This is a genomic window from Streptomyces rectiviolaceus (genome assembly GCF_039533825.1).
GTDB lineage: Bacteria > Actinomycetota > Actinomycetes > Streptomycetales > Streptomycetaceae > Streptomyces > Streptomyces rectiviolaceus.
Window position 1 is genome coordinate 23,776 of sequence record NZ_BAAAUG010000041.1, and the last position, 18,382, is coordinate 42,157.

Consider the following 18,382-nt stretch of genomic DNA (forward strand, 5'->3'; position numbering starts at 1 on the left):
CTACGCGCCCGTGCTGCCCCGCTCCCCGCAGGGAGAGGCACCCGCCGCATCATGAACGTTCGCCGCAGCGCAGCGGTCCTGGCCGCCGTCGCCGTGTTCGGTTCGGCCGCCGCCCCGGCCGCCTTCGCGGACACCGCGTCCCCGTCGCCCTCCGCCGCGCTTCCCTCCGGTCTGTACGGCGACGCCGACCCCAAGTTCGACGGGGTGTTCCGGCAGTCGTACGCCCTGCTCGCCCAGGACTCGGCCGGTGTGAAGCCCGCTGACAAGTCCGTCGACTGGCTCACAGGACAGCAGTGCGCGAGCGGCGGTTTCGCCGCCTACCGCGCCGACGCGGCCGAGCCGTGCGACTCCAAGACGATGTTCGACAGCAACGCGACGGCCTCCGCCGTGCAGGCGCTCGCCGCGCTCGGCGGTCAGAAGAAGACGGTCGACAAGAGCGTCGGCTGGCTGAAGTCGGTGCAGAACAAGGACGGCGGCTGGGGCTACAGCCCCGGCATGGCATCCGACGCCAACTCCACCGGCATCGTCATCGGCGCGCTCGCCGCGGCGGGCGAGAAGCCGCGGTCGATGAAGTCGCAGGACGGCAAGTCCCCCTACGACGCCCTGCCCGCCCTCTCGATGAGCTGCGGCAAGGACGGCGGCGCCTTCGGCCTCGCGGACGCCAAGTCCGGCAAGCTCTCGCCGAACGCGGACGCCACGGCGGCCGGTGTCCTCGGCGCCCACGGCAAGGGCCTGGTCGTCGATGCCGCCAAGAAGGAGGCCGCGGCCCCGAAGTGCGCGAAGGCGGACACCGCCGAGCAGGCGGCCTCGAACGGCACGGGCTATCTCCTGAAGACCCTCGCCAAGGGCGACGACCACCTGATGTCGTCGATGCCCGGCGCCAAGAACATGCCCGACCTGGGCAACACCGCCGACTCCGTGCTCGCGCTCGCCGCGGCCGGCCAGCAGGAGCAGGCCGAGAAGTCGGCCCAGTGGCTGGCGAAGAACTCGGCCGACTGGGCCAAGAAGTCCGGCCCCGCCGCCTACGCCCAGCTGATCTTCGCCGCCCATGCCTCGGGCCTGGACCCGCGTGACTTCGGCGGCGCGGACCTGGTCAAGCAGCTCAATGCGCAAGGTCCGGCCCCGCAGGCGACCGAGCAGGCCGCCGACGAGAAGGACAGCGACGGCGGCGGCGTGAGCATCTGGTGGATCATCGGCGTCGGCATGGTCGCCGGTATCGGCATCGGCTTCCTTTACAGCGGCAACAAGAAGAAGCAGCAGCTGTGACGCGGGGTCGCGCGCGGTGCGGACGCCTGGTGATCGGGGCGCTCGTCGCCGCCCTGCTCGGCATCCTCGCCGCCGCCCCCGCCCAGGCCGTCGGCTACCGCTACTGGTCCTTCTGGGACCGGGACGGCTCCAAGTGGGCGTACGCGCCCCAGGGGCCGAGCACCGCCCGCCCCGACGACGGGGCCGTCCAGGGCTTCCGGTTCTCCGTGTCCGACGACTCGAAGGACTCCGCGAAGCCGCGCGCCGCCGCGGACTTCGACACGATCTGCGCCAAGACCCCCGCCAAGGACGACCGCAAGCGCATCGCCCTGGTCATCGACTTCGGCACACCGGGTGACGCCCCCGGCGGCGAGACCCCGCCGAAGCCGCGTACCGCCTGCGCGCAGATCGCGGACGACGCGACAAGCGCGGACGCGCTCGCCGCGGTGGCCAAGCCGCTGCGCTACGACAGCAACGCGCTGCTGTGCGCCATCGCGGACTACCCGAAGTCGGGCTGCGGCGAGCAGGTCGCGGGCAACGGGGAGTCTGAGAAGAAGCCCGCCGAGAGCGAGTCGACCGAGTCCGGCGCGAAGAAGGACGACTCCGGTGGTCCCTCCGTCGGCCTGATCGCGGGCGTGGCCGCCATCGCCCTGCTCGGCGGGGCCGCCGTCTGGCAGGCACGCCGCCGACGCGGCTGACCCGCGCGATGACCGATCACCCGAGCACCGCTCCCGGTGCGCTGCGGCGGCGTCTGGCCCCCGAAGCGCACCGGAGCAACGCGCTGCACCCGGGCGCCTGGTGGGTGTGGGCGCTCGGCCTCGGCGTCGCGGCGTCCCGCACCACCAACCCCCTGCTGCTCGGCCTTCTCATCGGGGTCGCGGGGTATGTCGTCGCGGCGCGCAAGACGTCCGCCCCGTGGGCGCGGTCGTACGGCGCGTTCGTGAAGCTGGGCCTCTTCGTGATCGCGATCCGGCTCGTCTTCGCCGTCGTACTCGGCTCCCCCATCCCCGGTACGCATGTCATCGTGACGCTTCCCGAAGTGCCGCTGCCCGACTGGGCGAAGGGGGTACGGATCGGCGGCAGGGTGACGGCCGAGGGGCTGCTCTTCGCGCTCTACGACGGGGTGCGCCTGGCCGGTCTCCTCATCTGCGTGGGCGCCGCCAACGCGCTTGCCAGCCCGGCCCGGCTGCTCAAGTCGCTGCCGGGCGCGCTGTACGAGGTGGGGGTCGCCATCGTCGTCGCGATGACGTTCGCGCCGAACCTGATCATGGATGTGCAGCGCCTCAGGGCCGCGCGGCGCCTTCGCGGGCGCGCCGACAAGGGCATCCGGGGGCTGCTCCAGGTCGGGCTGCCGGTCCTCGAAGGCGCGTTGGAGCGGTCGGTCGCCCTGGCCGCCGCGATGGACGCGCGCGGCTTCGGCCGCAGCGCGCCGGTGCCCGCCGGGGTGCGCAGGACGACGGCAGTGCTGACGCTGGGCGGCCTGATGGGCGTCTGCGCGGGAACGTACGGCCTGCTCTCCGAGGGAGGCATGGGCTACGGTCTGCCGGTCCTTGCCGCCGGTCTCGTCGCCGCCCTCGCAGGACTGCGCCTCGGCGGCCGGCGCTCCGTCCGCACCCGCTACCGCCCCGACCCGTGGGGCGTGCGCGCCTGGCTCGTCGCCGGGTCGGGGATCGCGGTGGCGGGCCTGATGATCTGGGCCGCCACCTACGACGCGTCCGCCCTGCACCCCGGAGTCGTCCCGCTGACGGCGCCGACGCTGCCGCTGTGGCCCGCGGCGGCGGTGCTTGTCGGGCTGCTGCCCGCCTTCGTGGCACCGGTGCCCGCGGCGGCGGCGGCACCGGAGCGGACGGGGAAACCGAGTCCGGCGCGGGCCAGGGAGTCGGCGTCCGCTCAGGCGGGGAGCCCGGCGTCCGCACCAGCAGGAGAGCCGGACACCGCGCCCCCGGGGCCGCCGCCCGCGCATGCCGGGGACTCGGCGTCCGCACACGTGGACAAGCCGACGGCCCCCTCCGCGGGGAAACCGGCGCCCGCCCCTCCCGAGTCCGCCGCCCCGCCCTCCGAGTCCGACGCCCCCGTACCCACCGAGGAGCCCTCATGATCCGCTTCGAGGATGTCTCCGTCACGTACGAAGGGGTCGCCGAGCCCACCGTGCGCGGGGTCGATCTCGCCGTGCCCGAGGGCGAGTTGGTGCTCCTCGTCGGGCCTTCCGGGGTCGGCAAGTCGACGCTGCTCGGCACGGTGAGCGGACTCGTGCCGCACTTCACCGGGGGCACGCTGCGGGGCCGTGTGACGGTGGCGGGGCGCGACACCCGTACACACAAGCCGCGTGAACTCGCCGACGTCGTCGGCACGGTGGGTCAGGACCCGCTCTCGCACTTCGTGACGGACACGGTCGAGGACGAGCTCGCCTACGGGATGGAGTCGCTCGGGCTCGCCCCCGACGTGATGCGCCGCCGGGTCGAGGAGACGCTCGACCTGCTTGGCCTCGCCGATCTGCGCGACCGCCCCATCGCCACGCTCTCCGGCGGCCAGCAGCAGCGCGTGGCCATCGGCTCGGTGCTCACGCCGCACCCCCAGGTCCTCGTCCTCGACGAACCGACGTCGGCCCTCGACCCGGCCGCCGCCGAGGAAGTACTCGCCGTACTGCAGCGCCTCGTGCACGACCTGGGCACCACGGTCCTGATGGCCGAGCACCGCCTGGAGCGGGTCGTGCAGTACGCGGACCAGGTGCTGCTGCTCGCGGCGCCCGGCGAGCCGCCCGTGCTCGGGGATCCCGCGTCGCTGATGGCCGTCTCTCCGGTCTACCCGCCGGTGGTGGGCCTCGGCCGCCTGGCGGGCTGGTCGCCGCTGCCGCTGACGGTGCGGGACGCGCGGCGCAGGGCGGGCGCGCTGCGGGAGCGCCTGGCGATGGCGGAAGCCGAGCCGCGCGAGGAGACCGAGGCCCTGCCTCCCGTGGCGGGCCCCGCGACGCGCTGGCCCAGCTTGCGTAAGCGTACGAAGACGGATGCACCGGAGGCAGCCGCCGCGAACGTCTCCGGTCTGGCCGTCCGCCGGGGCCGGGTGGAGGCCCTGCGCCGCGTGGACCTCACCGTCCGCGCGGGAGAGACGGTCGCCCTGATGGGCCGCAACGGCGCCGGAAAGTCCACCCTCCTGTCGACCCTGGTGGGCCTGCTCGAACCCTCGGCTGGCTCCGTCCGCGTCGGCGGAGCCGTCCCGCACCGCACGGGCCCGCGCGAACTGATCCGCCACGTGAGCCTGGTCCCCCAGGAGCCGCGTGACCTCCTCTACGCGGACACGGTGGCCGCCGAGTGCGCGGCGGCGGACCATGACGCGGCGGCGGCCCCGGGCACCTGCCGCGCGCTGGTCACAGAGCTGCTCCCCGGCATCGCGGACGACACCCACCCCCGCGACCTCTCGGAGGGCCAGCGCCTCACCCTGGCCCTCGCGATCGTCCTGACGGCCCGCCCTCCCCTTCTCCTCCTCGACGAGCCGACCCGGGGCCTGGACTACGCGGCCAAGGCCCGCCTGGTCACGCTCCTGCGCGGCCTGGCCGCCGAGGGCCACGCGATCGTCCTGGCCACGCACGACGTGGAACTGGCGGCGGAACTGGCCCACCGGGTGGCGATCCTCGCCGACGGCGAGATCGTCGCGGACGGCCCGACCCCGGAGATCGTGGTCTCGTCCCCGTCCTTCGCCCCGCAGACCACCAAGATCCTTGCCCCGCAGCGGTGGCTGACGGTCACGGAGGTACGGGACGCGTTGGGTGCCGGGGGTGGGGCCGCGTGAGCCACGCTCCCGGAACCGGCCGTGCCGCCATCCGCCAGGTCCGCCCCATCCGCCTGGGCCCGCGTTCCATCGGCGCCCTCGCGCTCGTCAGCGCGGTCGGCGTCGTGGCCTTCGGGTGGCCGCTCATCGCGGGCGGGGAATCGGGGCTCAGCGCGCACGCCCAGGACGCGCCCTGGCTCTTCGCGGCCCTGCTGCCGCTCCTGCTCGCCGTGGTCGTGGCGACCATCGCCGATGTCGGGCTCGACGCCAAGGCCATCGCGATGCTCGGGGTGCTTGCCGCCGCGGGGGCCGCCCTGCGACCACTGGGGGCGGGGACGGCCGGGATCGAGCCGATGTTCTTCCTCATGGTGCTCAGCGGGCGCGTGCTCGGACCGGGGTTCGGGTTCGTGCTCGGTGCCGTGTCCATGTTCGCCTCCGCGCTGCTCACCGGCGGCGTCGGGCCATGGATGCCGTTCCAGATGCTGTCCATGGGGTGGGTCTGCATGGGCGCGGGACTGCTGCCGGGCCCCGACAGCCTGCGCGGGCGGCGCGAGCTGTGGCTGCTCGCCACCTACGGAGCGGTCTCGTCCGTCCTGTACGGCACCGTCATGAACCTGCAGGGCTGGCCCTACCTCGGCGGCCTCGCGACCGGCGTCTCCTTCGTGCCCGGCGACCCTGTCGGCGAGAACCTCGGCCGCTTCATCGCGTACTGCCTGGCGACCTCGCTCGGCTGGGACCTTCCCCGCGCCGTCGTCACCGTCCTGCTGAGCCTCGCCCTCGGCCCCGCCGTCCTGAAGGCGCTGCGCCGGGCCACGCGCCGGGCCGCCTTCGAGGCCCAGGTCACATTCGAGGGGCCGAAGGCGTAGGCGGCCGTCGGCTCTCCGTTACCGAAGGGGTCCCTTCGCGGTGAGGCGGCCCACAGGACCTTGGTCCTCTACTAGGCAGGGCCGTAGATCAACTCTCCTGACGCGGACGCGTCAATATACGCCCTGACCTGGGGATTGAGAGCCACGTCACACAAAGGACCTTCTGCTTACATGCGACATCCACTAGTAAAAGGGGTCATTGCGGAGACGTAACAGCCCTGCTTCTCTGGATCGAGTCGCACGGCGCCGACGGCCTCAAGGCCCAGGGCGCCGACGCATTCCCCCAGCCACACCCCGTGGCCCACGGCGTGCCCGCGACACCATGTCCCCCACGGAAGGTCACGCTTTGTCCGCCACGCTCCTCCGCCGTATTGCCACCCCGAAGAAGGCCCTCACCGGTGCCGCCGTGGCCGCCGCCACGACCGGCATGGTGCTCATGGCGGGCCCGGCCCAGGCCGCGGCCCCCACCGAGGCGAAGGCGGCCGCTCCGGCCGCCGCTCCCGCCGCGGCTCCTTCCTCGGCGCAGGCGATCGCGAAGAAGATGATCCCGGACCCCGCGCAGTACAAGGCGTTCAGCAAGATCGTCGAGCACGAGAGCCACTGGAACCACAAGGCGACGAACTCGTCCTCCGGCGCCTACGGCCTGGTCCAGGCCCTGCCCGCCTCGAAGATGGCTTCGGCAGGCGCGGACTGGAAGACCAACCCCGAGACCCAGATCAAGTGGGGCCTCGACTACATGAACGACCGCTACGGCAGCCCGACGGGCGCCTGGGCTCACTGGCAGGCCAACGGCTGGTACTGAGCCCTGGCGCTGCCGCCTGAGCCGAAGCCCTGCGCACCGTCGATCACCGGCTTCGCCGAGTTCGTCCTCAAACGCCGGACGGGCTGAATGCCGCCGGGGCCGGGCTGGATATATCCAGCCCGGCCCCGGCGTTCTGCATCTCCAGACCGGCCCTACAGCCGCTGAATGATCGTCCCCGTGGCCACAGCCCCGCCCGCGCACATGGTGATCAGCGCGAACTCCTTGTCCCGGCGCTCCAGTTCATGCAGGGCGGTCGCGATGAGCCGAGCTCCGGTCGCCCCCACGGGATGCCCCAGCGCGATCGCGCCCCCGTTCACGTTCACCTTCTCCAGGTCCTGCTCGAAGACCTGCGCCCAGCTCAGCACCACCGAGGCGAAGGCCTCGTTGATCTCCACCAGGTCGATGTCCTTCAGGGACATCCCCGCCTTGCCCAGGACCGCCCGCGTCGCGTCGATCGGCCCGTCCAGGTGGAAGTGCGGATCGGCGCCCACGAGCGCCTGTGCCACGATCCGCGCCCGCGGCTTCAGCTTCAGCGCCCGCGCCATCCGCTTCGACGCCCACATGATCGCCGCCGCGCCGTCCGAGATCTGCGAGGAGTTGCCCGCGGTGTGCACGGCGGTCGGCATCACCGGCTTGAGCCGCTCCAGGCCCTCCATCGACGTGTCGCGCAGCCCCTCGTCCCGGTCGACGAGCCGCCACATGCCCTGCCCCGCGGCCTGCTCCTCCTCCGTCGTCGGGACCTGGACGGCGAACGTCTCGCGTTTGAAGCGCTCCTCGGCCCAGGCGGTGGCGGCGCGCTCCTGCGAGATGAGGCCGAGCGAGTCGACGTTCTCCCGCGTGAGGCCCCGGTTGCGGGCGATCCGCTCGGCCGCCTCGAACTGGTTGGGCAGGTCGACGTTCCACTCCTCGGGGAACGGCTTGCCGGGACCGTGCTTGGAGCCCGACCCCAGCGGCACCCGTGACATCGCCTCGACGCCGCAGCTGATCCCCACGTCGATGACGCCGGCCGCGACCATGTTGGCGACCATGTGGCTCGCCTGCTGCGACGAGCCGCACTGACAGTCCACTGTCGTCGCCGCGGTCTCGTACGGAAGGCCCATCGTGAGCCAGGCCGTGCGCGCGGGGTTCATGGACTGCTCCCCGGCGTGGGTCACCGTGCCGCCCACGATCTGCTCGACACAGTCGGCGTGGATGCCCGTGCGGCCGAGGAGCTCGCGATAGGTCTCGCCGAGCAGATAGGCGGGGTGGAGGTTGGCGAGCGCGCCGCCGCGCTTACCTATGGGGGTGCGTACGGCTTCGACGATGACAGGTTCCGCGGCCATGGGCGTCCTCTCCATCCACATCCCGCGCGAGTGTCCCGGCACCCACGCGGAGAACTAGTACGCGTTCTAGTTCTGCATGCAGTCTGCTGAGCCCGACCCCGGCACCGCAAGGGGCTTGCACGCACCTTGCGCACTACCTGCACGAAAGCGGACCCGTCACGGGCCTTGCCACTTGTAGAACCCGTTACTACCTTGCGGGGCATCTCCTGATGGTCCGTCAGAAGCAAGAGCCGGACTCAGCACCATGACTCAGCACCACGACTCACAACCGGAACTGAACTCCTGGAGTTGCCGATGCCCTGTCCAGCGCTGCCCGACGGGTTCGACTTCACCGACCCCGACCTGCTCCAAGAGCGCGTGCCCCTCCCGGAGTTCGCCCAGCTGCGACAGACGGAACCGGTGCGCTGGATCGCCCAGCCGCCGCGCATCTCCGGCTTCGACGACGCGGGCTACTGGGCCGTCACGCGGCACTCGGACGTCAAATACGTCTCCACGCACCCGGAGTTGTTCTCCTCGAACCTCAACACCGCGGTCATCCGCTTCAACGAGACGATCAGCCGGGACCAGATCGAGGTCCAGAAGATGATCATGTTGAACATGGACCCGCCCGAGCACACCCGGGTCCGCCAGATCGTGCAGCGCGGCTTCACACCCCGCGCCATACGCTCCCTGGAGGACGCCCTGCGCGAGCGCGCGGGCTCCATCGTCGAGACGGCCCTGGCGAACGCCGCGCCCGACGGCTCCTTCGACTTCGTCACGAACGTGGCCGTCGAACTCCCCCTGCAGGCCATCGCCGAGCTCATCGGCGTGCCCCAGGACGACCGGACGAAGATCTTCGACTGGTCCAACAAGATGGCGGCCTACGACGATCCGGAGTACGCGATCACCGAGGAGGTCGGCGCCGAGGCAGCCATGGAGATCGTCTCGTACGCGATGAACCTCGCCGCCGCCCGCAAGGAGTGCCCGGCCAAGGACATCGTCAGCCAGTTGGTGGCCGCCGAGGACGAAGGCAACCTCTCCTCCGACGAGTTCGGCTTCTTCGTCATCCTGCTCGCGGTGGCCGGAAACGAGACGACCCGCAACGCCATCACCCACGGCATGCACGCCTTCCTCACCCACCCCGAGCAGTGGGAGCTCTTCAAGCGCGAGCGCCCGGAGACCACCGCCGAGGAGATCGTGCGCTGGGCGACCCCCGTCGTCTCCTTCCAGCGCACCGCGACCCAGGACACCGAGATCGGGGACGTGACGGTCAAGAAGGGTGACCGCGTCGGGATCTTCTACTCCTCGGCCAACAACGACCCCGAAGTCTTCGACGAGCCCGAGAAGTTCGACATCTCCCGCGATCCGAACCCGCACCTGGGATTCGGCGGCGGAGGCCCGCACTTCTGCCTCGGCAAGTCGCTCGCGGTCCTGGAGATCAACCTCATCTTCAACGCGATCGCGGACGCGCTGCCCGATCTGCGGCTGGTCTCCGACCCCCGCAGGCTCCGCTCGGCCTGGCTGAACGGCGTCAAGGAACTGCAGGTCAGCTCGGGCTGACCTGCTGCCAGGGAGGCAGGGGCGACTCCCCCCTACGCCCTGCCCCTGCCTCCCCTCGGCCACCGGCGGCGCCCGGTCGGCCCGTGGACGGTGTCCGGTCGGCCCGTAGTGGCATCCGGGTGGCATATCCAGCCATGAGCTGTCGGGAGCCAACGTTTCCGTTGCGAGACGCGTCTTGAGAAGCAAACGTTGCCTCTCCAAGACTTCGAACGGAAACGGTCGCCGTGGTCTCCGCCGATCTCTCTCTCGCGTCATCGGGCAGCACACCCACCGGGCGGAAGGCCTCCCTCCGGGCCTTCTGCCGACGCCACCGGATTCCGCTCATCGCCACCCTGCCCACGCTTCCGCTGTACGCGGTGTGGGCGGCGTTCCTCGCCACCGGCGGCGGCGACCTGGCGGCGCAGGAGGCTTGGGCCCGCTTCGCCTCCGAGCACGGCGCTGCCGCGTACGGATTGTTCTGGTACGGCGGCATGCACACCGCCAACTACTCCCTGATCTCCCCTTACTTGATGGCCGCCATGGGCGTGAAGACGGTGACCGTGGTGTCGGGCGTCGCCGGTGCCTGGCTGGTCGCCGCGCTGATCGAGCGCACCGGGATACGGCGCCCGCTGTGGCCCGCGGTGCTCGCCTCGCTCGCCGTGTGGTGCAACGTCGCGTCGGGGCGCACGACGTTCGCGCTCGGCATCGCCTTCGGGTTCGCCGCGTGCCTGGCTCTCGTGCGGGAGCGGCGCGTGGGGGCCGCCGTGGTGTGCGCGGCCCTTGCCACCATGTCCAGTCCGGTGGCGGGTCTCTTCCTCGTCGTGGCGGGCGCCGCCTATTTCCTCGTACGCGACTGGGGGCGTGCCACTGCGCTGCTCGTGCCGCCGGTGGTGGTCGTGGGGGCGACGACCGTCCTTTTCCCTTTCACCGGCGAGCAGTTGATGCCCTTCGACCGGATCTTCCCGCCCGTGGTGTTCGGCCTGGCGCTGGTCGTGGCGGCTCCGCGCGAGTGGCGGGTGCTGCGGTGGGGGGCGGCCGTGTACGCGGCCGGGACGGTCCTGACGTATCTCATCCCGTCCCCCATCGGCACGAACGTGGAGCGCCTGGCCGAGCTGCTCGCGCCCGCGGCGCTGCTCGGCGCGCTGCTGGCGCCCGCGCTGTCCCGCGTACGCCGCGTCGTGCTCACCGTCGCCCTCGTGCTCTCCACGGCCTGGGTGACGCAGAAGACCGTGGACGATCTGGCGGTGTCGACGACCGTGCCGAAGTGGGCCGCCGACACCCAGGGCGTGGTCCGCGAGCTGGAGCGGCTCGGCGCCGACCGGGGGCGCGTGGAAGTGGTCCCGGCCCGCAACCACCGCGAGGCCACGGCCCTCGCCCCGTACGTGAACATGGCGCGCGGCTGGAACCGGCAGCTCGACATCGAGCGCGGCCGGCTCTTCTACGACGGGTCCTTCTCGGCCACCACCTACCGGGCGTGGCTGGACAAGTGGGCGGTCGGCTATGTGGTGCTGCCGTCGGGGAAGCCGGACGGATTCGCCGAGGACGAGGCCGCGCTGGTCGCAGGCGGCCCCAAGTGGCTGGAGCCGGTGTGGCGGGACACGCACTGGCGGGTGTTCCGGGTGAAGGACGCGGTGCCGATGGTGTCCAAGCCCGCGTCCGTCGTCCGGTCCACCGGCTCGGCCATGACGGTCCGCGTCCCCACGCGCGAGCCGGTGACGCTGCGCCTGGTGTACTCGCCGTGGCTCCGGGCGGAGGGGGCCTGCCTGAAGCGGCACGGCGACTTCACCCGGCTCACGGTGTCCAGGCCGGGGACGTACAGGATCAGCTCGGGGTACGGTCCTTCGCCGAGTCCTTCGACATGTCGATGACCGGCGGCTGCGCCCCTGTCGCCACCTTCAGGGTCCTGCCCACCCGGGGCCCGGCGAGGAGGTGGCCGAGTCCGAAGCCCGCGCCGACGACGGCCGCGCCGCCCACCGCGTCCAGGACCCAGTGGTTTCCGGTGGCGACGATCGCGGAGACCGTGAACAGCGGATGCAGCAGGCCGAGCGCCTTCATCCACCACTTGGGCGCAAGGATCGCGATCACCACGCCGCACCACAGCGACCAGCCGAAGTGCAGCGAGGGCATCGCCGCGTACTGGTTGGTGAGCGCGGTCAGCGTGCCGTAGTCCGGCCGGCTGAAGTCCTGCACGCCATGGACCGTGTCGATGAAGCCGAGGCCCGGCATCAGGCGCGGCGGGGCCAGCGGATAGAGCCAGAACCCGACGAGCGCGAGGACCGTGGCGAAGCCGAGCGCCGAGCGCGCCCAGCGGTAGTCGGCGGGGCGCCGGGCGTAGAGCACACCGAGGACGGTCAGCGGCACCACGAAGTGGAACGACGTGTAGTAGAAGTTGAAGAAGTCCTCGAGCCAGCCCGCCTTCACCACCGCGTGGTTGACCCAGTGCTCGATGTCGATGTGCAGGAACTGCTCGATCGAGTAGATCTGGTCGCCGTGGCGCTCGGCGGTGGCCCGCCCGCCCGAGTTGGTGCCGCCCGTCGCGGCGAGCCGCGCCTGCTGGTAGGCGGAGTAGCCGACGCGGATCAGGAGCAGTTCGAGGAGCAGGTTCGGCCGGGTGATGACCCGCCGCCAGAACGGCAGCAGCGGCACCCGGCTCCAGCGCGCGGGCACCGGCTTGGCGTAGTCGGTGGGGATGGGCTCCTGGTACTGCGGAGCCGTACGGGAAAGGAACGGCACGACGGTGGCGGCGGCGAGCGCGGCGATCAGCACGGTGTTGTCGCGGATGGGCTCCACGACCGGCATGTTCGGCAGCATCATCTTCGCCGGCAATGTCGACACGAGGACGACGGCCACCGGCCACATGTACCGGTCGGACTGCTTCTTGCCGACCCGGCCGACCACCGCGAGCAGCACCCACAGGAGCTGGTGCTGCCAGGTCGTCGGGGACACGGCGACGGCGACACAGCCGGTGATCGCGACGGCGAGCAGCAGCTGCCCGTCCTTGGCGTAGCGGACGGCGCGGCGCAGGCCGAACCAGACGACGGCCGCGCTCAGGGCGGTGAACAGGCCGATCTCCAGCGGCCCTTCGAGGCCGAACCGGAGCAGCGCGCCGTGCAGCGACTGGTTGGCGACACCGTCCGGGCTCGCGCCCAGGCCGGCGCCCGCCAGGTGATGCACCCAGTAGACCCAGGAGTCGTGCGGCATCGCGGCCCAGGCGAGCGCGGTGACGGTGAGGAAGGTGGCGCCGGTGGATGCCGTGGCGCGCTTGCGGCCTGTGCACCAGAACAGGGCGGCGAAGAGCAGCAAGGTGGGCTGCAGCGCGGCCCCGATGCCGATGAGGACGCCGCTGGCCCGCTCCCCGCGGACCGCGAAGCATCCGAGCAGGACGAGAAGTACGGGAATGATGCTGGTCTGGCCCAGGTGCAGGGTGTTGCGCACCGGGAGCGACAGCATCAGGAGGCAGATCGCGACGGGCGCGGCGAGCAGTGAGGTGCGCCGGGACACGGGCTGCGGCAGCGCCCGTGCCGCGACCATGCCGAGGATCACGACCAGGATCAGCGTGCCGAACGTCCAGCCCCAGCCGAGTGCCTGCTCGGCCGCGCGGGAGAACGGTTTGAGCACGAGTCCGGCGAAGGGGGTGCCGGTGAACTTGTCCGCGTCGTAGAAGGACCCGTTCACATGAAGGACGCCGTCCGGACCGATCCAGGTCTCCAGGTCGGTGAGCCGCTCCCCTTCCGGCGTACGCAGGACGACGACCAACTGCCGTACCGCCAGCACGGCGGCGATCAGCCAGAGGGCGACACGGGCCGCCCCGATCCGCGTCTTCGGTGCACCGGCCCCCGCCCCAAAGGGATTTCCCGGTCCTCCGTGCTCGACATTCGCCACGTGCCGTCGGCCCTCCCGCCCCGCTCGTCATCTCTGCTCGGTCCCAACGTCCGGTCAGCTCCGAGAGTTCTCCGTCGGCTCGGAGCTGTGCAGTCGGCTGCTCCGAGACGTGCAGTCGGCTCCGGGACGCCCGCGCCCTCATGTGAAGACGCGCGCAACCCTCATTTCACCTGGCATCCACACCGCTTTCTATCGGCTTTTGCGCAGACTTCCTAACTGCCCGTTTCGTCCGGGCGTCGCCCCGGTTCCCCGTACAAGCCGCGACAAAGATCACAAGGGCGCCTTCTCACCTCCGCCGGAAGCGGAACCATTTGCCCTGGATAGCGGCACTTTCCGGACGATGTGCGGCCGACCGGACACCGAACGTAATGATGTCGCCTACACCTATGGTCGCTTTCGGGCCGCCCCTTGCTGGGCGGCTCTGCCCTTGTCGTCAATCGAGAGGCAGGCGAGCGAACCCTTGCCGACCGCCGCATCCGTCGCACCTGTCGCACCGCAGACGCAGGCCCCGCCCTCCGGGCAGGCGTCGGCGGAGGTCACCGTCGTCGACCCGGCGCTGGTCAAGCGGGCGGTGAAGGCGGCCGCGCTCGGCAACGCGATGGAATGGTTCGACTTCGGCGTCTACAGCTATATCGCCGTGACGCTGGGCAAGGTCTTCTTCCCGTCGGGCAACCCCACGGCCCAGCTTCTCTCCACCTTCGGCGCCTTCGCGGCGGCGTTCCTGATCCGCCCGCTCGGCGGCATGGTCTTCGGCCCGCTCGGCGACCGCATCGGCCGCCAGAAGATACTCGCCCTCACCATGATCATGATGGCGGCGGGCACGTTCGCGATCGGCCTGATCCCGTCGTACGGGGCGATCGGCGTGGGCGCGCCGATCCTGCTCCTGATCGCCCGTCTGGTGCAGGGGTTCTCGACGGGCGGCGAGTACGCGGGCGCCTCCACCTTCATCGCCGAGTACGCCCCCGACAAGAAGCGGGGTTTCCTCGGCAGTTGGCTGGAGTTCGGCACGCTGGCCGGTTACATCGGCGGCGCGGGCCTTGTGACCCTGATGACGGCTCTCCTGTCCTCGGATGACCTCCTCTCCTGGGGCTGGCGCATCCCCTTCCTGATCGCGGGCCCGATGGGCCTGATCGGCCTGTACCTGCGGATGAAGCTGGAGGAGACCCCGGCGTTCGCGGCGGAGCTGGCCAAGGCGCACAAGGACGAGCAGTCCCGCCCGAAGGTGCGCCTGCGCGACATGGTCACGGGCCAGTGGAAGGCGCTGCTCCTGTGCATGGGCCTGGTCCTGGTCTTCAACGTCACGGACTACATGCTGCTGTCGTACATGCCGAGCTATCTGACCAGCGAGCTGAAGTACGACGAGACGCACGGGCTCCTGGTCGTGCTCGCCGTGATGGCGCTGATGATGTGCGTCCAGCCGTTCGCGGGCGCGCTGACCGACCGGGTGGGCCGCCGCCCGGTGATCGCGGCGGGCTGCGTGGGCTTCCTGCTCCTCTCGGTCCCCGCCCTGCTCCTGATCCGCCAGGGCTCGCTCTGGGCGATCGGCCTGGGCATGGCGGCGCTCGGCCTGCTCCTGGTCTGCTTCACGGCCTCGATGCCGTCGACACTCCCCGCCCTCTTCCCGACCAAGGTCCGCTACGGCTCGCTCTCCATCGGCTTCAACATCTCCGTGTCGATCTTCGGAGGCACGACACCGCTGGTCGTGACGGCGCTGATCGGGGCGACGGGGAACATGATGATGCCCGCGTACTACATGATGGCCGCGGCGGTGGTGGGCGGCGTCGCGGTGTGGTTCATGAGCGAGAGCGCGGGACGTCCGCTGCCGGGTTCGCCCCCGGCGGTGGAAGCGAGTTCGATCTCCAGCCCGTCCGGCGCTTGAGGACGAACTCGGCGGACCACCCAGCCCGTCCGGCGCTTGAGGACGAACTCGGCGAAGCCGGTGATGACGGCAACCAAGGCCCCCGCGCCGAGCGGGTTTTCGGGAAGGGGCGGGGTTGGGGAAAGAAAAGCGCCCCTACCCCGGCACCCCCGCCTGCCAGGCAGTGAACAAGGGCACCTCCCCCACCCCGTCAAGCACCACAACCCCGAACGGCCGGTTGAAGGCGATCCACTCGATCCGTCGAGGGACATACGCCCCGCCCGGCGCCATCGGCACAGCCGTAACCGCCGCCGCCTCAACCCCCTCCTCGGCGACCCTCACCACCGCCTCCTGCACGACCTGAGATATCGCGAGCCGCTCCGGAGACATCCCGGAGAAGTCGGCCCTCTCGCTCATGGCCCACCGCACACCCAGCGCGGCCAACTGCTCCGTCGCGTCCGTCCGCGTCCGCAAGGAGATCCGCGGCACCGCCATGTTGATCTGCTCGGCGTCGATCCCGGTCCACCGCCCCTCCGGCGCCCAGGCGAGCGGCAGCACCTCGGCGGCCCCCGCACCCGGCTCACCGAGCACGAACCGCACCCGGGCGGGCGCCCGCCCGCCCTCCGCCCGGCACTTCAGCTCGACGACGCTCGCGCCGCCCACCGTCCAGGCGCAGTTCAGCGGAACGGGCCGGTGCATGGTGGGCACCCGGTGCCGCACGCCGAGCGCGTCCGTGAAGTCCTGGTCGCGCGTGCCCGCCCCCTCGAAGGGGATCTCCCAACGCGCCTTGAGCGCAAGCGCGTTGACGAGGAGCAGCAGCACATCCGGAGTGATCACCACCGGCAGCCGATCGATGAGACCGTCCGTCGCCTCCCGCACCCACGCGTCGATGCCGTCCGGATCCATCGGCCCGAACCCCACGTCCGGCAGCGCCTCCCGATACGCGCGGTACACCGGGACCCGGCTCCACACCCGGGTGGCGACAGCCACCGCGTCCGTGCCGGCCAGCGCCCGCGCGGCTCCCGTGACCACACCCGCGGCGTCTTCTCCCGCCACGCCGAGCAACTCCCGCAGCTCCCCGGCGGTTTCCTCCCGCGCACCCACCGCGACGGCGGCCAGCGCGAGCCACAGACCGGCGGGCGAGCAGGCGAAGTCCCCCGCGCCCGCGTCGCCCCGCGGTCCCGCACCCGGCGAAGCCATCAGCGGCAGCCACCGGTCGGCAAGCCCCCGGATCGCCGCCGCGGGCAGCACCTGCCCCGTTCCGTACGTCATCTCAACCCCCCACAGCCCGCAGCCCACATCCCGCGTCGCGCCATCACAGCCCGACGACCCCAGTATGCGAGTCCCCACTGACAATCGACCCCCACCCCACTAACATCGTTAGCGAACCTAACGAACACTTGGGAAGGCCCCCATGACCCAGCAGCAATGGACCGCGGTCGACACCTACTTCACCGACCTGCTCGCCCCCGCCGACGAGGCACTGACCGCGGCCCTGCACGACAGCGACGCCGCCGGTCTGCCGCAGATCAGCGTCGCGGCGAATCAGGGCAAGCTGCTCCAGCTCCTCGCCCAGATCCAGGGCGCGCACCGCATCCTCGAGATCGGCACGCTAGGCGGCTACAGCACGATCTGGCTGGCCCGCGCCCTGCCCGCGGACGGCCGGCTGATCACCCTGGAGTACTCCCCGGTCCACGCCGACGTGGCCCGCGGCAATCTCGCCCGCGCCGGCCTCGACAAGCTCACCGAGGTCCGGGTGGGCCCGGCCCTCGACTCGCTCGCCGCGCTGGTGGACGAGGACGCGACCCCCTTCGACCTGGTCTTCATCGACGCGGACAAGGCCAACAACCCGCACTACGTGGAGTGGTCGCTCAAGCTCACCCGCCCCGGCAGCCTGATCATCGTCGACAACGTCGTACGAAGCGGCGCGGTGGCCGACGCCGACTCCACCGACCCCGGCGTGCAGGGCACGCGCAAGGCGCTCGAACTCATCGCCCGGCACCCGAAGCTGAGCGGCACGGCGCTGCAGACGGTGGGCACGAAGGGCTACGACGGCCTGGCACTGGCCCGCGTACTGGACTGAGCCCGGCCCACATACCGGACCGAGGCCGGACCGCGCACTGGACCACGCGCTGGACCGATACGGAGGAAGGACGACGCGCCCCCCTCAACCCTCCTGATAGAACCCGACGTTCACGCTGCGCGCCCCGGCCCGGTCCTGGATGACCACGTCACCGGACCCGCCCCGGGCCAGCGGCGCCGTTCCCCCGTACTCAAGAGGCGCCGCCGCCCCACCCACCGTCAGGCGCACCTGCGACGCGGGCTCGGGATGCGATCCGCGCAGCCAGGTGACGGTCCAGGCCCCGTCGGGCCCGCAGCGGAACTCCAGATGCGTACGCGACACGAACAGCCAGTCATCGGGCGGCACAAGACGGCACACGCTGCGATCGCGCCCCACCCGCAACACGGAACCCGGTGCGCTCGGCGCGTCGGCCATGAGCATGCCCGCCGTCGCCCCCTCGTCAGCCCCGGACAACAGGGCCATGGTCAGCTCAAGCACGTACGCTCCCCCACTCTCGACGACCGGACGCGCACCCCCGGAGCGCACCTCGCCCGCTCCGCATCGCGCCGCGCCGCATCCTAAGTCGCCCCTCGCGCGAAAGCACGGGCCCTTGGAACAATGGACCCATGACCGAACGGAAGCCACCTGGAGTCAACTTCGAGTCGTGGATCGACAAGCAGATCCGTGAGGCGGAGGAGCGCGGCGACTTCGCCACCCTGAAGGGCCGCGGCAAGCCGCTCCCGGACGGCCTCGCCGACTCCTCGTACGACGAGCAGTGGTGGATCAAGCAGAAGATGGCCCGCGAGGGCCTCTCCCACCTCCCCCCGACCCTCGCCCTGCGCAAGGAGGCCGAGGACGTACTCGCCGCGGCGCCGGACGCCCCCTCCGAGCAGGCGGCCCGCAAACTCGTCACCGACCTCAACACCAAGATCCACGAAGCCCTGCGCATGCCACCCCCGGGCCCACCCCTGGGCCTGAAGCCCTTCGACGTCGACGAGATCACCCGAACCTGGCGCGAACGCCACCCGGACTGAACTCGGACGGCTTCGAGTGGTGGCACGC

The 18,382-nt window shown here is 71.4% G+C and carries 15 protein-coding genes; 11 read left to right on the top strand and 4 right to left on the bottom strand.

The genetic code is table 11. The features are described from left to right. Positions 1-51 precede the first annotated feature (51 nt). From ABD378_RS13905 to ABD378_RS13930, 6 genes are all read left to right on the top strand, one after another. Positions 52-1,266, top strand: coding sequence for an SCO2321 family membrane protein (locus tag ABD378_RS13905; RefSeq protein ID WP_344521037.1), 1,215 nt, complete (start codon positions 52-54; stop codon positions 1,264-1,266). Beyond that, positions 1,263-1,943 (top strand): SCO2322 family protein, encoded by a 681-nt coding sequence (locus tag ABD378_RS13910; RefSeq protein ID WP_344521038.1) that lies wholly within the window; start codon positions 1,263-1,265, stop codon positions 1,941-1,943. The genes ABD378_RS13905 and ABD378_RS13910 overlap by 4 nt, the downstream gene beginning before the upstream one ends. A gap of 8 nt (positions 1,944-1,951) precedes the next feature. Beyond that, complete coding sequence (locus ABD378_RS13915) at positions 1,952-3,343, top strand: energy-coupling factor transporter transmembrane component T (RefSeq protein WP_344521039.1); 1,392 nt, start codon at positions 1,952-1,954, stop codon at positions 3,341-3,343. Then, a complete protein-coding gene (locus ABD378_RS13920) occupies positions 3,340-5,031 on the top strand; it encodes an ABC transporter ATP-binding protein (RefSeq protein WP_344521041.1) in 1,692 nt (563 codons plus the stop codon). The genes ABD378_RS13915 and ABD378_RS13920 overlap by 4 nt, the downstream gene beginning before the upstream one ends. Further along, positions 5,028-5,876 carry an ECF transporter S component gene (locus tag ABD378_RS13925; protein ID WP_344521042.1) on the top strand — a complete coding sequence of 283 codons (849 nt, stop codon included), beginning with the start codon at positions 5,028-5,030 and terminating at the stop codon, positions 5,874-5,876. The genes ABD378_RS13920 and ABD378_RS13925 overlap by 4 nt, the downstream gene beginning before the upstream one ends. A 346-nt stretch (positions 5,877-6,222) precedes the next feature. Beyond that, on the top strand, positions 6,223-6,678 hold the full coding sequence (locus ABD378_RS13930) for an aggregation-promoting factor C-terminal-like domain-containing protein (RefSeq protein WP_344521043.1): 456 nt from the start codon (positions 6,223-6,225) through the stop codon (positions 6,676-6,678). 152 nt (positions 6,679-6,830) lie between these two features. Here ABD378_RS13930 and ABD378_RS13935 read toward each other — a convergent pair whose 3' ends face one another. After that, the gene (locus ABD378_RS13935) at positions 6,831-8,000 is read right to left on the bottom strand and encodes a steroid 3-ketoacyl-CoA thiolase (protein ID WP_344521044.1); all 1,170 of its coding nucleotides are present in this window, start codon (positions 7,998-8,000) and stop codon (positions 6,831-6,833) included. Positions 8,001-8,294: 294 nt separating this feature from the next. Here ABD378_RS13935 and ABD378_RS13940 point away from each other — a divergent pair, with 294 nt between their 5' ends. Both ABD378_RS13940 and ABD378_RS13945 read left to right on the top strand, forming a co-directional pair. Continuing rightward, complete coding sequence (locus tag ABD378_RS13940; protein ID WP_344521046.1) at positions 8,295-9,539, top strand: cytochrome P450; 1,245 nt, start codon at positions 8,295-8,297, stop codon at positions 9,537-9,539. Between the two features lie 224 nt (positions 9,540-9,763). Further along, complete coding sequence (locus ABD378_RS13945) at positions 9,764-11,386, top strand: hypothetical protein (RefSeq protein WP_344521047.1); 1,623 nt, start codon at positions 9,764-9,766, stop codon at positions 11,384-11,386. Here the strand turns inward: ABD378_RS13945 and ABD378_RS13950 are convergent. Continuing rightward, positions 11,340-13,400, bottom strand: a complete 2,061-nt coding sequence (locus ABD378_RS13950) for a bifunctional glycosyltransferase 87/phosphatase PAP2 family protein (protein ID WP_344521048.1) — start codon at positions 13,398-13,400, stop codon at positions 11,340-11,342. The two genes, ABD378_RS13945 and ABD378_RS13950, sit on opposite strands and share 47 nt — an antisense overlap. Before the next feature lie 460 nt (positions 13,401-13,860). Between ABD378_RS13950 and proP the strand changes: the two genes are divergently transcribed. Beyond that, a complete protein-coding gene (gene proP, locus ABD378_RS13955) occupies positions 13,861-15,279 on the top strand; it encodes a glycine betaine/L-proline transporter ProP (RefSeq protein ID WP_344521049.1) in 1,419 nt (472 codons plus the stop codon). A gap of 135 nt (positions 15,280-15,414) precedes the next feature. Here the strand turns inward: proP and ABD378_RS13960 are convergent, their stop codons facing one another. Then, positions 15,415-16,530, bottom strand: a complete 1,116-nt coding sequence (locus tag ABD378_RS13960; protein ID WP_386545274.1) for a serpin family protein — start codon at positions 16,528-16,530, stop codon at positions 15,415-15,417. 142 nt (positions 16,531-16,672) lie between these two features. Between ABD378_RS13960 and ABD378_RS13965 the strand changes: the two genes are divergently transcribed. Then, positions 16,673-17,341 carry an O-methyltransferase gene (locus ABD378_RS13965; protein WP_344521050.1) on the top strand — a complete coding sequence of 223 codons (669 nt, stop codon included), beginning with the start codon at positions 16,673-16,675 and terminating at the stop codon, positions 17,339-17,341. An 84-nt stretch (positions 17,342-17,425) separates the two neighbouring features. Here ABD378_RS13965 and ABD378_RS13970 read toward each other — a convergent pair whose 3' ends face one another. Continuing rightward, a complete protein-coding gene (locus tag ABD378_RS13970; protein ID WP_344521052.1) occupies positions 17,426-17,818 on the bottom strand; it encodes an FHA domain-containing protein in 393 nt (130 codons plus the stop codon). A gap of 128 nt (positions 17,819-17,946) precedes the next feature. Between ABD378_RS13970 and ABD378_RS13975 the strand changes: the two genes are divergently transcribed. Next, positions 17,947-18,354, top strand: a complete 408-nt coding sequence (locus ABD378_RS13975; protein ID WP_344521053.1) for a DnaJ family domain-containing protein — start codon at positions 17,947-17,949, stop codon at positions 18,352-18,354. The last annotated feature ends 28 nt before the right edge of the window (positions 18,355-18,382 follow it).

Coding starts and splice junctions, on each gene's coding strand:
- ABD378_RS13960 (WP_386545274.1), bottom strand. CDS start 16,530: ATGACGTACGGAACGGGGCAGGTGCTGCCCGCGGCGGCGATCCGGGGG.
- ABD378_RS13915 (WP_344521039.1), top strand. CDS start 1,952: ATGACCGATCACCCGAGCACCGCTCCCGGTGCGCTGCGGCGGCGTCTG.
- ABD378_RS13920 (WP_344521041.1), top strand. CDS start 3,340: ATGATCCGCTTCGAGGATGTCTCCGTCACGTACGAAGGGGTCGCCGAG.
- ABD378_RS13935 (WP_344521044.1), bottom strand. CDS start 8,000: ATGGCCGCGGAACCTGTCATCGTCGAAGCCGTACGCACCCCCATAGGT.
- ABD378_RS13940 (WP_344521046.1), top strand. CDS start 8,295: ATGCCCTGTCCAGCGCTGCCCGACGGGTTCGACTTCACCGACCCCGAC.
- ABD378_RS13905 (WP_344521037.1), top strand. CDS start 52: ATGAACGTTCGCCGCAGCGCAGCGGTCCTGGCCGCCGTCGCCGTGTTC.
- ABD378_RS13975 (WP_344521053.1), top strand. CDS start 17,947: ATGACCGAACGGAAGCCACCTGGAGTCAACTTCGAGTCGTGGATCGAC.
- ABD378_RS13965 (WP_344521050.1), top strand. CDS start 16,673: ATGACCCAGCAGCAATGGACCGCGGTCGACACCTACTTCACCGACCTG.